The sequence below is a fragment of the Gelidibacter gilvus genome, assembly GCF_004115975.1.
GTDB classification, from domain to species: domain Bacteria; phylum Bacteroidota; class Bacteroidia; order Flavobacteriales; family Flavobacteriaceae; genus Gelidibacter; species Gelidibacter gilvus.
The window spans coordinates 22,764-36,449 of record NZ_SDDZ01000004.1; the positions used below are offsets into that span (position 1 = coordinate 22,764).

Sequence of the window (13,686 nt, forward strand, 5' to 3'; positions counted from 1 at the left end):
AGCCTTACGGATTTTAAATTCGGTGATGAAGGATTACCATGCGCCCGATTATTATTTATTGAAATCTCAAATTTATGAGTTCAAAGGTGATATGGCAGCCAAAAACGAACAATTGAAATTATATATCAATGCGGTTAAAAATAGGGACTATGGCGATATGTACAACCAATACAATGTGCAGTTGTACACCCATGAAAATCAGAATTTGGAAGCAGCTATTGCCATTTCTAAAATTGAAATAGAAAATAGACCAACCGCACATTCCTATGATTTATTGGCATGGTCCTACTTTAAAAACGGAGCATTGCAAGAGGCGCTTTCTCTGACCAGAAATCACGTGCTAGGATATACTTCAGAACCTGTGGCATTATACCACAGCGCAGAAATTTTAAAAGCCGCTGGCGAACTTGAAGAAGTAAAAGCACTAAAACCAGATTTGATGGCAAGCGCTTATGAATTGGGTCCAATAATGGCAGAAAAAGTAAGCCAACTTTAATCAGACATAGATATGAAATTTGCAAAATCAACAACACTGTTTGTAGTGTTGGGTGGCATAGCTATGACCCAAGCACAACAAATAAAAGGAAAGATTACAGACACGAAAAATCAGCCATTGGAAGCAGTTTATATTTATAATCTCAACAGTAAAAGTCATGCACACAGCTCTGAAAACGGTTTGTTCATTATAGATAACAATGCGATAGGAGATAGCCTTAAAATAGGATTACTGGGTTACGGAACAAAAGTTATTGCGTTGAACACCTCAAATTTTAACGACATCATCACAACCATATTGGAAGAGAAGGCTTTTCAACTGGATGAGATGGTCCTGACGGAAGAATTGAATCCCGTAAGTACAATCAGTCGTTTGGATTTGAATACCAATCCGCTTAACTCGTCTCAGGAAGCATTGCGAAAAATTCCAGGGATGATCATAGGTCAGCATGCGGGAGGAGGAAAGGCGGAACAAATCTTTTTAAGAGGATTTGACATTGATCATGGAACGGATATTTCTATTTCAGTGGACGGCATGCCCGTAAATATGGTCTCTCATGCCCACGGACAAGGTTATAGCGATTTGCACTTTTTGATTCCAGAAACCGTGAATAAAATTGATTTCGGAAAAGGACCGCATTATGCCAATCATGGCGATTTTGCAACCGCTGGCTATGTCGATTTCTCAACTAGGGATTATCTAAAAGAAAGTTCGATCTCTGTAACAGCGGGACAATTCAATAGCTTGCGCACCTTGGGATTGTTCAATCTTTTGGAAAACACAAAAAACCAAAATGCTTACATCGCAGCAGAATATCTGGCCAACGATGGGCCGTATGTGTCGCCACAAAATTTTGACCGGGTCAATATCTTCGGAAAGTATGTTGCGTTCTCACCTAATAATGATAAAATATCAGTTACAGCTTCCCATTTTACGAGTCGCTGGGACGCTTCTGGCCAAATTCCGCAAAGAGCTGTTGATGATGGAAGTATCGCACGATTTGGTGCCATTGACGATACCGAAGGTGGTGAAACCGAACGTACCAATGTAAACGTAGAATTCAATAAATACATCTCAAATAACACCAGGTTTAAAACCAATGCGTTTTACTCACATTATGCTTTTGAGCTGTATTCTAACTTTACTTTCTTTTTGGATGATCCTATTAATGGCGATCAAATTAAGCAAAAGGAAGACCGCCAGATTTTTGGATTGAATACGACTATTGTTCATGATACCAATTTGGGCGATACGCCATTAACGCTTACTTCAGGTTTGGGATTTAGACAGGATCGCGTGGATGATATCGAATTGTCACACACCTTGAACAGAAAGACCGTTTTGGAAAACATCCAATTGGGCGATTTGAATGAAACAAACCTTAATGCTTTTGTAAACGCCGAATTTGAATTCGGTAAATTCAGAATCGCCCCAGCTATACGTTTGGATTATTTCAAGTTTTTATACGATGATCAATTACAGACCGAATACCAAAGTCTGTCAGAAACGAAAACGATAGTTAATCCGAAATTGAATTTCTATTGGGATGTGAAGGACAATTACCAAGTCTTCTTAAAGTCGGGAATAGGCTTTCACAGCAATGACACCCGCGTGGTGGTGAGCAATCAGGGCAAAGATATTTTACCAAGAGCCTATGGTTTGGATTTGGGCGACATTTGGAAACCGCTTCCAAACTTAGTCGTCAACACGACCTTATGGTATTTGTTTTTAGAACAAGAGTTTGTATATGTTGCGATGCGGGAATTGTTGAACCAAGTGGAAAAACGGAACGTTATGGATTGGATTTTGGGTTTAGATATCAGTTTAACGATTGGTTGTTTTTGGATACCGATTTGACCTTGACCCACGCCAGAAGTATTGATGACCCAAAAGGACAGAATTATATCCCGTTGGCACCTGCTTTTACTATGGCGGGAGGTATGTCCGTCAATGATTGGAAGGGTTTTTCTGGCGGATTGCGGTACCGATTCATCGATGACCGTCCGGCAATCGAAGATAATTCTATAGTGGCTGATGGCTATTTTATCGCCGATTTCAATGCCAATTATAGTTTTGACAAGATCACAATAGGTTTTGCCATTGAAAACTTGTTTGATGTGGATTGGAATGAAACCCAATTTGCTACGGAATCACGACTTAAAAATGAAGCGCAATCCGTAGAGGAAATCCATTTTACTCCTGGAACGCCATTTTTTATTAAAGGCTCCATTGCCTACAGATTTTAAAGTGAAAGATTTTAAGTAGTGTTAATTTGAGGGAGTTAACATTCGCGGAAAAGAACCATGTTCTTTACTGTAATGAGACCACGTGAGTTGTGGTAGTTTTTTAGAGTTTTTTGTTAGTGGAAAGTGCTTGGCTATAACGATATGGTCATGTGCTTTCTTGTTTTAAAGAGTTTGCTGCATCAGTCCATCAATGGTGCGATTCCCATTTTATATTGAAATTAAAATCAGTAGTGCCCTCTTAATCTTCGCTTTCGTCGCTAATATTGAAAATACGTTCTTTAGCCTGTTTTGTGTAATTGCGGCCAATAGGGATTTTTCTATTGGAAATTTCCACCGTATTGCCTTCCAACGCATCTATTTTATTGATGGAAACCGTATACGACCGATGGATGCGCATAAAATTAGATGTCGGCAATTCTTCGGTGATGGCGGTGAGCGATTTGTGAACTACATAATCGCCAATGACGGTAATCACCTTAATATAATCCTTCAGACTTTCGATATAAAGAATATCGTTGAGGTTGGTCTTGATAAGTTTTTTGTTGACTCTTAAAAAGATGTGCGGTTCTTGCTGTAATCCTGGGTCGTTTTTGGTGGTGCTGGCGTAAAAATGTTGATAGACTTTATTTATGGTTTTTACAAACCGATCAAACGGAATGGGCTTTACCAAATAATCCAAGATATTGAGTTCAAAACTTTTTACCGCATATTCACGATAGGCCGTTGTAATGACAATTAAAGGTTTGTAGCTCAAGTTTTCAATAAATGCAAATCCAGTGAGTTGAGGCATGTTGATATCGAGAAAAATGAGGTCGATTTTTTCTTTTTCCAAAATCCGATAGGCATGTAACGGATTTGTAAACGTGGCCACAATCTCTATATCATCAAAACTCTTTAAATGGGTTTCAATCACAGTAATGGCCAAAGGTTCATCATCAATAATTAGGCACTTAATTTTCATTTTTATTATCTTTTAATCGGGTGATGTCATTTTATGTCCAAGCTAACTTTATCGTCATAAATCTCCCGCGCAGTCTGCATAACAAACCCTAATTATACGGGAATTTTCAAGAACAAGGTGTAGGTATCGTTTTCAACCTTCGTTTCTAATACAAAATTATTTGAAAACAGCAACATCAATCGTCGTTTTGCATTTTCGATACCAATCCCGCTCGTCTCTTCTTTGGTAGCTTCGGGATTGAAATTGTTGGTCATCGTCACTTCCAAATAGCCTTTTTTGGAGACATTGAAACTCATGTTTATTTTTAAGTGTTCATTGTCTTTCATACCATGTTTAAAGCAGTTTTCAGCAAAGGAAAGTAATAATAGTGGTGGCACTTCAACGTCCTCAATATCGCCAGTAATGTCCACTTCGGCGTCCACGCGATCTTCAAACCGAAGCCGTTCAATATCAATAAAATTATTGATATGGGTGATTTCTTTTAATAAGCTGGCTTTAGAACTTTTCACTTCGTATAAAATATACTGCATCATATCAGATAGCTTGATCACCAATCGAGGTGCGTTGTCAGATTTGTTTAAAGTAAGCGCATAGAGATTGTTCAACGTATTAAAGAAAAAGTGCGGTTGTATTTGGGTGCGTAAATATTTGAGCTCGGTGCTCATTTGAAGTTGGGCCAAGTCTTCATTTTTTCGCTTTTCAATGGACCAATCGATCACCAATTTTATGGCCGAAACAAATCCAATCACATACAGTTCACCTAAGATCACTACAATAATATGGTTCAGTTCCATGAATTGACCAGATTCGCCTGCTTCCGGCCAAATGTTTTTAGTCACCAAAAAATAGATAAGCCCAGTTCTGATCATATAAATCAAAGCCAACATAAATGACAAGGATGCAATGTAATTCCAGTACTGTTTGCGAAGGATAAATTTTGGAATCAGATAATAGATATTGATATACACCAGAATGATGTGGATTGGAAATTCCACCAAGTTGGATTTAAAAGAATACCAGTAATCATCAAAATAACTTCCCCATCTCACAAAATTAAAAATGAAATATACCAGCCAAAACATGACATGGTATCTGATGGGAATGGTGTCGCCTATTTTCTTTTTGAATAGTGAAATAATTCTTGATTTTGATTGGATTTATTGCATAAAAACCCAGCTATTGTGTGGCAATTTTAGTGATATAATCAGTAATTAACAATTAAATTGACAAATCTTTATTTGGTTGAAATCGCTTGTCGAGTTTATCATGCCGTCTATGAGCAAAAGCATGTCGTTGATATAAATTCTTTTAAAAATATTTTTTTAATGGATAGTTTGGCAAGACTAAACAAAAACGAAATAATCAAATTATGAAACAAAACTTACGTACACTTTTCTTGTTTTCTTTTTTGTTGTTGACTGTCCAATTGATGGTTGCACAGGAAAAGGAAATTAAAGGAACAGTAACCTCCAAAGCAGATGGCCTTCCGCTTCCGGGAGTTAATGTCATTGTGGAAGGTGCCTCTAAAGGGGTTCAAACCAATTTTGATGGGCATTATGGCTTATCCGTAAATGTGGGTGACATACTTCACTTTTCATATATCGGAATGAAAACACAAACGGTCAGCGTTGGCGCAAATGCAACTATTGACGTGACTATGGACGAAGCTCTAGAATCGCTGAGTGAAGTGGTTGTGACGGCCTTAGGGATTAAACGACAAAAGAAAGAATTGGGCTATGCTGTCCAAGAGGTTCAAGGTGACGACTTGAACCGGGTAATTACAACCAACGTGGCGTCATCACTTTCAGGAAAAGTGTCCGGTGTAGATGTGTCCATGCCGTCCACCGGTGTTGGCGGAACTACCAGAGTTATTATTCGTGGGATTTCTAGCATTGGAGAAAACAACCAGCCTTTGTACGTTGTTGATGGGATTCCTATTGACAATAGCGGCCTTTCTAATGATAGTGAAGCCACCAGTCAGTGGTTTAATGGGAGTGACGATGGCGATGGGATTTCAAGTATCAATCCGAATGATATCGAAAGTCTTTCGGTTTTAAAAGGCGCAGCTGCGGCGGCACTTTATGGGTCTAGAGCGTTAAATGGTGTTGTTTTGATCACTACAAAAAAAGGAAGTTCAGGGAAACTTGAAGTGGAACTTATCAGTGGGATCAGTGTTGATCTTGTCAACGCCAATTATAAGGACTTTCAAACCGATTACGGTTCTGGAACCAATGGTCGATTGCCAAATCCTGACAGAGGACCTTCTGAAGTTTATGGCTATACCACCAGTGCATGGGGACCAAAATTCTCCAATAGTGTTGGACAATCTTTGGTGATTTTTGACGGCTCAACCAGACCATACGAAAGAGTCGATAATATTAATGATTTTTTCAGAACGGGTTACACCACCAACAACGGCATCTCGTTATCGGGCGGGAGCAAAAATGGATTTATCCGATTTAGCTATAACAATATAAAAAACGAAGATGTCATCCCTAAAGCTGGATTGGAAAGAAACAACTTTAGTTTAAACGGAACTCTAAAAACCGAAAAATTTACCTTTGATGCGAAAGCCAATTATATTACTGAAAGCGCAAAGAACAGACCGGAACTGGGAGATTCACCCAATAACCTGGGTTATTCTTTAAGCGGTATGGCGCCAAATATCGATCAAGCGTGGTTGAAAAACTACAAAGCAGAGGATGGCACTATTTACAGATGGAACACGAACGATTATTTATTGAATCCGTATTACGTGTTGAATGAAAACAGCGGCGAAACAAAAAAAGATCGTTTTATTGGCTATGTCAGTGGTTACTATCAAGTAAACAAATGGCTTGGTGCCAATTTCAGAACAGGGATAGATACCTATAGCTTTGGTTCAAAATATTTTATGGGCAGCGGTCACACCTGGCCAGGTCGTGCCAATGGTTATCTTGGTTTAAATAATATCAATGTATCCGAAATCAATACCGATTTAATCTTCAATATTGATGGGATTAAGTTAGCGGAAAACTTAACCTTCTCCAGTATTTTGGGTTTAAACAGAAGGGACTTTTTTAGAGAACAAAACTCTAGATTTGGAAACAATATTATAGAACCAGGCACAAAGTATATTAGCAATTTTGCCATTCAAACAGAAAACGCACCTTCGGAAACCAAAACACGGACAAATTCGGTATTCGGATCGGCTAAGTTTGATTATAAAGGGTATCTATATGCTGAATTTACAGGAAGACAAGATTGGTTCAGTGTCATTGATGATGCTGCATTTTACCCAGCGGCATCGTTGAGTTTTGTGTTTTCTGATGCTTTTGATGCTACGGGAGACGTTTTTTCTTATGGTAAATTCAGATCCTCATGGGCGCAGGTGTCCAACGCGCCAGGTGCTTACAAAAACGCTTTAAATTATACGGTACTTCCTTCTTTTAACGGGAGTAGTGTTATCAATATTAAAAATGATGCTGCACCAAATCCTAATTTAACCTATCAATCAAAAACAGGGATTGAGTTTGGAGTCGATTTAGCATTTTTCAAAAATCGCTTAAGAGCCGACTTCACAGTATACCGTGAAGATATTGATGATCAAACTATGGATTTGCCATCTTCGGCAACCTCAGGATATGAATACATTTCTGTAAATGCTGGAAAATTACGCAACGAAGGTGTTGAAGTACTTTTATCAGGGTCACCTATTAAAACCAACGATTTTACATGGGAAGTCACGTTGAACTATAGTAAAAACAAAAACGAAGTCATTTCACTCCATCCAGATATTGACACCTATGTCATCTCTGAAGCGCGTTGGGCAGGAGCAGCGATAGTAGCACCAGTTGGTGGGCAATATGGCTCTATTGTTGGAAAGGATTTCTTAAGAACCGATGCCGGTGAAGTAATCCACAGTGCCAACGGCCTTCCATTGTTTACGAATGATAAGGTCGTTTTAGGGAATGGTATTCCTGATTGGACTGCTGGTTTAAACAATCGTTTTTCATATAAAGGATTAACACTTCAGTTTTTATTAGATATCAAACAAGGCATGGATGTGTATTCTATGACCAATTCTGTTGGAGCCACCAAAGGTCTTTTAAATGTGACCACTGAGGGTAGAGATGCCTTTAACACCGCAAGAGAACTCGCTGAAGCTGCCGATCCGGATTTTAATATCAATACTTGGGTGCCTACGGATGGTTATGTATCTACTGGAGTCGTCAATACAGGTACAGCAGAAAATCCTGTTTATGTTCAAAACACAACGCCTGTAAATCCACAGAGTTATTGGAATACGGTTTTCAATAATACACCGGCACCATTTATTTATGATGCCTCGTACGTAAAGTTGAGAGAATTGAGTTTAGGCTATGATTTTCCTAAAAACCTTGTAAGTGGTCTAAAAATGACGTCCCTTAACATGTCTTTTTTTGCAAGAAACTTGTTGACGTTCAGTAAAGACTTGCCAAACATTGATCCAGAATCGATGTATACCTCAGGTAATGGACAAGGATTTGAATATGGTTCCTTACCATCACGTCAATCTTATGGCTTCAATATTAAAGTTACATTTTAAATAAAATAATATTATGAAATATAAACACATCATAGCTATAGTAACGATTCTTGTTGCTTTTAGTAGCTGTACGAAAGATTTTGACACCCTGATCGAAGATCCGATTGCCCTGTCTCCAAACCCTGACGGACAACTTTCTTTTGTTCAGTTAAGTATGTCTGGCGACCGATATTACCAATGGCGCGCCAACTTGATTTATTCGGGTGGTTTTGTGCAACATTATTCTGGAGCTTGGAACGTTACGGAGTTTGGCGGAAGATTCAAGAAAAACGATGATTATGCACATGCTTATTGGAGAAGAGCGTATTCCATTGAAATGAAAAACATTGTGGATATTATTGCAAGAACCAATGATATTCCTGAAAAAGCAAATATCAATGCGATTGCAAAAATTGTTCGTGTGATGATCGGACAACGTTTAACCGATTTATACGGCGATGTGCCTTACTCTGAGGCCGGTGTTGGCTTTTCACAAGGCATTGTAGCTCCAAGATATGATAAACAAGAGGAAATCTACAGGTCATTCTTTGTTGATTTGGAAGAAAGTTTCAATCAGTTGAATGTTGATGGTGGCACAGTTACTGGCGATCTTTTTTATAATGGCGACATCACAAAATGGAAGAAATTAGCGAATACCTTGCGTTTACGAACAGGAATGCGTATTTCTGAAATTGCACCTGCCGAAGCAGAAAAACAAGTCAAAGCAGCTTTGGCCAATGGCGTTTTTGAAAGCAATGCCGACAACTGTATCATGCGCCACGGCGATATCGCATTTAATGGGGATTTGTCCGATTACCGAGGCAATGGTTTGGCACATGCGTTTATTGGAAATGATAATGCCGATCACTTTACCTCCTTGTTGATTGACTTTTTAAAGGATCATGACGATCCGAGATTACCAATGATTGCAACCCCAAAAACATCAAGTGGTGTGAGTTGGGGCGGACCAATTCAGCCAGGTGAAGATTTATATGTAGGCGTTCCATCCGGCTCTTTTCAATGGGATGTTTTTGGTGGCGCTGCGGCAACTTCGGGAATCCAAGATTATTTAAAAGAAAACACCACGCCATTTCTACATGTGAGTTATTCTGAAACTCAGTTATTGTTAGCTGAGGCCGCTTTTAGAGGTTGGGTTTCTGGATCAGCCGCCGATTATTACCAAAACGGTGTGGAAGCGGGAGTTAAACAATTGGCACTTTATGGGGCGGCAGAAGCTTCTCAAGGAGATATTAATAGCTTCTTAGCGGCAAACCCATTACAGACAGGTAAGGAATTGGAGCAGATCAACACCCAACTTTGGGTGACCTATTTGTTCAACAGTATCGAAGCCTATTCCAACTGGAGACGGACTGGGTTTCCAGTATTGGACCCAATCACCGTACCTGACTCTGAAACAGGAGGCGTCGTTCCAAAACGTTTGTATTACCCGAACGATGAATTGCAGAAAAATGAAACCAATTATTTAGAGGCTATTGGTCGCATGGGAGGCAATAACGATTGGTTGAACAAAGTTTGGTGGGATGCTAATTAATTAAAATTTAATTCACATCACCCTAATACATTTTTAATAGCAAGTTTATAAGCGAGGCGATCTTTTTCTCCTCGCTTATTTTAAAATAATCAGACATGAAAATTAAATTACTAGTTCTAACAGACCTTATCTTTTTTCAACAGCAGATTAAGGTGCAAGTGAACCAAAATCACTTAAGCCCAACTTTTGCCATACTAAGGTGGCTGTATTGGACGCTATAGACCCACGCATTTTAAATGCTAAGACCAGTTATTTACTACCTTAACTGTAACCGTTAGCTTTACTGTTTTAAAACCTTAATTTTATAGACATTTAAACTTGGTAATATGAAAAAAAGTTCGATTCTAATAACCCTTATGCTCGCTGTTCTACTTCTAAATGGATGCGGCGCTGGCCATTCTAAGGAATACGCCAATATAAATGACCAGGAGAAGGAAGTTGCCAAAGTGGTCATTGGATATATTCCGACTTGGAAAGACATGCGGAAAACAATTGATGCTACCGATTTGAACATCTTGACGCACATCAATTTATCTTTTCTTAATCCTGATGCATCAGGAGCATTTTTGTTGAACGGCGAGCCAATCTGTAGTGATGGTGCTTCGGCGGATATAAAATATGTGGTGAAAAAAGCCCACGATAACGGCGTCAAAGTATTGGTATCTTTAGGCGGCGGAACCATTCCCCAATGTTCTGGAGATTGGAAGGGGCTCTTGCAATCGTCTCATAGAACTACCGTGGTCAACAATTTGAAAGCCTTGGCAGATTTCTATAACTTGGATGGCATTGATGTGGATATTGAAGGTAGACTATTGAATGATATCAGTGAAGCTGGCGATTATACACCGTTTATCCAAGAGTTAAGAGCCGTGCTTCATCCGCTTGGTAAATTGGTTACCTGTGCCACGGCAAGTTATGTTGGAGGGATGATTCCAAAATCGTCCATTCCTTATTTTGATTATGTCAATATCATGGCCTATGATAACCATTGGATGCGTGCTGAAAATCACGCCACTTTTGAAGATGCGGTGAGAGATATGGAAATGTGGCTCGATTTAGGTTGTCCAGCGGATAAATTGGTGTTGGGCGTCCCATTTTATGGATATATGGGAACCGTGGGAAGTGGTGGCGTAGCCTACAAAACCATTGTCGAACAAGATCCCAATGCCGCACAAGTGGATGCCTATAAAGAGTATAAGTACAACGGTATCCCAACCATGCAGGCCAAAACAGAATATGCCATCAAACATGGCGCTGGAATCATGATTTGGGAAATTTCAAATGACGCTTCTGATAGTTTAAGCTTATTGCAAGCCATCGGAAAAAAAACTAAAATAAGGGAAGACCGTTATAAAAAGGGCAGGGGTTAACCAACTGCCCTCATTTTAAAACAATAAAAAGAATTTTGTCCGATTTGATCATCGCAAGGTTCTTGTGGAAATGATCTCAGACCTATTTTATTGAATATTGAAAAACTTTTAAATTCCTTTTTAGTACATTCAAAAAACCACCATAAAAGATATCTACTTAATAATCTGCTTCTTAATTAACAATTCAACTGTAAAATACTTATTTGATGAAATTTTCTGTCGTGTTCTAGATGCTGTCTATCTGCCAAATAACGTCGTTGATATAATTTCTTTTAAAATCATCTATTTTAGTGATAGTTTGGCTAAGCCCTCCATTCTATTTAATGTAGAAAAAATTAACTGACTAGGAATCAAACGGAATATTATTGAAAAGTATTTGCAATCAATGAAACGCCACATTTTTAAAATTCAAATTTAAATGAACAAAATAATCTTAATTCTTATCCTTATCTGCTTTTCAAATCACCATGCAAGCGCTCAGAATGTCTTGTCAGAAAGCTTGGATTTAATGCCTTGGCCCAAAAATGTAGAGAAAAAAAACGCTGAGTTTATTATTGATAATAGCCTGAGCATTTCAATATCTCCTTCTGGTCAGGGACGCGTCCATCATGCTGCGGTTAATTTTTTAAGACGTCTCAGTGGCAGAACTGGAGCGTTTTTAAATGAAGGTTTTCCTGTAACAGACCAGCAAGGTGCCATCCAAATTACTTTTGAGAAGGTATCCAATCTAAGCATTGAAAACGACGAATCTTATAGCCTAGATGTTGGTAATTCGGGCATAACCATCACTGCCAAAACCGATGTTGGCGCCATCAGAGGCTTGGAAACCCTTTTACAATTGATTCAAAATGACGGTACGAACTATGTTTTCGCAGGAGTGACGGTCAACGATACACCCCGATTTGTTTGGAGAGGTTTGATGATTGATGCCGCAAGACATTTTCAACCTGTAGGTGTTATAAAGCGGAATTTGGATGCGATGGCCGCCTTAAAAATGAATGTGTTCCATTGGCATTTAACCGATGATCAAGGCTGGCGGGTAGAATCAAAAGTATATCCTAAACTTCACGAAGAGGCTTCAGACGGTTTGTACTATACACAAGAACAAATAAAAGACGTGGTGGCGTATGCCGATAATTTGGGCATCCGGGTGATTCCTGAATTTGATGTGCCGGGCCATGCCTCCGCTATTTTAACCGCCTACCCAGAATTGGGAAGTAAAGACGGTTATGACTACTCAATTGAGCGTTTTTCTGGGGTGTTCGATCCCACGCTGAATCCTACTATTGATATTACTTACGAGTTTTTGGAGCGATTGTTCACCGAGATGTCACCCTTATTTCCAGATGATTATTTTCATATTGGCGGTGATGAAAATGAAGGCAAACATTGGGATGAGAGCAAGGCCATTCAGAAATTCATGAAGCAGCACAATTTAAAAACAAACCACGATTTACAGACCTATTTCAATATCAAATTGGAAAAGATTCTCAATAATTTAGGCAAAAAGATGATGGGCTGGGATGAGATCATGACCGCCAATATGCCAACCACAACGGTCATTCATTCCTGGCGCGGTCAAAATGAAGGTTTCCCTGAAGGCAACTCGTTGATTTCTGCTGCAAAAAGAGGCTACCAAACGGTGTTGTCAAACGGATACTATATTGATCGGATGGAGCCAGTGGAGAAGCACTATTTGGTAGATCCTATTGGTGATGTAAAATTAACAGACCTAGAGCGTTCCCGTATTTTAGGTGGCGAAGCGACCATGTGGGCCGAATTGGTCACCCCATTGACCATCGACAGCAGAATCTGGCCAAGAACCGCAGCAATTGCCGAACGATTTTGGTCGCAAGCTGAGGTCAAGGATGTGGACAACATGAAAAAACGTTTGAAGCAGGTGTCTTTCAACTTAGAGGAATTAGGGATCACCCATATTAAGAACCGAGATGTTATTATAAGAAATATGACCGACAATCAGGATATTTCAGCGTTGGTCACCTTATCCAAAATTTGCGAACCTTTAAAGATCTATTCCAGAAATAAAGGGGGCATTGAATACAAAACCTATTCGCCGTTTACACTTTTTGCCGATGCTTGCGTGGTAGATGCTGAAGACGCTTTACCTTTTAACCGCGCAGTCCATCAGTTTACGAGTGATCGAAGCAGCGTTAATGCCAGTCAGGTTTTAGCCTATCTAAACAGCTGGGCTGGTAATCATGAAGCATTTAAAAAATTAACTAAAAATCCAAAACTCACACCATTGGAACCTTTGTCCGAGAATCTGTCTTCCACCGCTCTTTTACTTTCAAAAGCGCTGGAAAGCAAATCGCTGACCTCAGAAAATCTCACCAAAATTAAAGAGGGGATGCTTATTTTAGAACAACCTTTTGCGGATGTTGAGGTGGCGGTTTTAGACGGATTGAACAACTTAATGGCCTTTTGTGTAAGTCATTATTTAGTGAATTAGTTTTTATGTGGCCTTTGTCAATGAAATGCCTGCGGTGGCAACTGC

General features: G+C 39.3%; 7 protein-coding genes and 1 pseudogene. 6 read left to right on the plus strand and 2 right to left on the minus strand.

Annotation, left to right across the window (positions count from 1 at the left end):
- The first annotated feature begins 25 nt into the window (after positions 1–25).
- Together ESZ48_RS19730 and ESZ48_RS08595 are read left to right on the plus strand one after the other, a co-directional pair.
- Positions 26–496, plus strand: a complete 471-nt coding sequence (locus ESZ48_RS19730) for a hypothetical protein (protein WP_317127986.1) — start codon at positions 26–28, stop codon at positions 494–496.
- A 12-nt stretch (positions 497–508) separates the two neighbouring features.
- A pseudogene (locus ESZ48_RS08595) lies at positions 509–2,742 on the plus strand (TonB-dependent receptor).
- Between the two features lie 238 nt (positions 2,743–2,980).
- On the opposite strand, the gene ESZ48_RS08600 reads toward ESZ48_RS08595, so the two are convergent.
- Positions 2,981–3,703, minus strand: a complete 723-nt coding sequence (locus ESZ48_RS08600) for a LytR/AlgR family response regulator transcription factor (protein WP_129016938.1) — start codon at positions 3,701–3,703, stop codon at positions 2,981–2,983.
- A 92-nt stretch (positions 3,704–3,795) separates the two neighbouring features.
- Positions 3,796–4,785 carry a sensor histidine kinase gene (locus ESZ48_RS08605; RefSeq protein WP_129016939.1) on the minus strand — a complete coding sequence of 330 codons (990 nt, stop codon included), beginning with the start codon at positions 4,783–4,785 and terminating at the stop codon, positions 3,796–3,798.
- A 287-nt stretch (positions 4,786–5,072) separates the two neighbouring features.
- On the opposite strand from ESZ48_RS08605, the gene ESZ48_RS08610 reads away from it, so the two are divergent.
- The 4 genes from ESZ48_RS08610 to ESZ48_RS08625 all read left to right on the plus strand — a co-directional run bounded on the left by ESZ48_RS08610 (position 5,073) and on the right by ESZ48_RS08625 (position 13,641).
- Entirely contained in the window at positions 5,073–8,270 is a 3,198-nt protein-coding gene (locus ESZ48_RS08610) for a SusC/RagA family TonB-linked outer membrane protein (RefSeq protein WP_129016940.1), read from the plus strand.
- 13 nt (positions 8,271–8,283) lie between these two features.
- On the plus strand, positions 8,284–9,801 hold the full coding sequence (locus ESZ48_RS08615; protein WP_129016941.1) for a SusD/RagB family nutrient-binding outer membrane lipoprotein: 1,518 nt from the start codon (positions 8,284–8,286) through the stop codon (positions 9,799–9,801).
- 326 nt (positions 9,802–10,127) lie between these two features.
- Positions 10,128–11,171 (plus strand): glycosyl hydrolase family 18 protein, encoded by a 1,044-nt coding sequence (locus ESZ48_RS08620; RefSeq protein ID WP_129016942.1) that lies wholly within the window; start codon positions 10,128–10,130, stop codon positions 11,169–11,171.
- Positions 11,172–11,589: 418 nt separating this feature from the next.
- The gene (locus ESZ48_RS08625; RefSeq protein WP_190246222.1) at positions 11,590–13,641 is read left to right on the plus strand and encodes a beta-N-acetylhexosaminidase; all 2,052 of its coding nucleotides are present in this window, start codon (positions 11,590–11,592) and stop codon (positions 13,639–13,641) included.
- Positions 13,642–13,686 lie beyond the last annotated feature (45 nt).

Bases quoted from the DNA above. Each gene is read 5' to 3' on its own strand.
- ESZ48_RS19730 (WP_317127986.1), top strand. From the start codon at position 26: ATGAAGGATTACCATGCGCCCGATTATTATTTATTGAAATCTCAAATT.
- ESZ48_RS08600 (WP_129016938.1), bottom strand. From the start codon at position 3,703: ATGAAAATTAAGTGCCTAATTATTGATGATGAACCTTTGGCCATTACT.
- ESZ48_RS08605 (WP_129016939.1), bottom strand. From the start codon at position 4,785: ATGTTTTGGCTGGTATATTTCATTTTTAATTTTGTGAGATGGGGAAGT.
- ESZ48_RS08610 (WP_129016940.1), top strand. From the start codon at position 5,073: ATGAAACAAAACTTACGTACACTTTTCTTGTTTTCTTTTTTGTTGTTG.
- ESZ48_RS08615 (WP_129016941.1), top strand. From the start codon at position 8,284: ATGAAATATAAACACATCATAGCTATAGTAACGATTCTTGTTGCTTTT.
- ESZ48_RS08620 (WP_129016942.1), top strand. From the start codon at position 10,128: ATGAAAAAAAGTTCGATTCTAATAACCCTTATGCTCGCTGTTCTACTT.
- ESZ48_RS08625 (WP_190246222.1), top strand. From the start codon at position 11,590: ATGAACAAAATAATCTTAATTCTTATCCTTATCTGCTTTTCAAATCAC.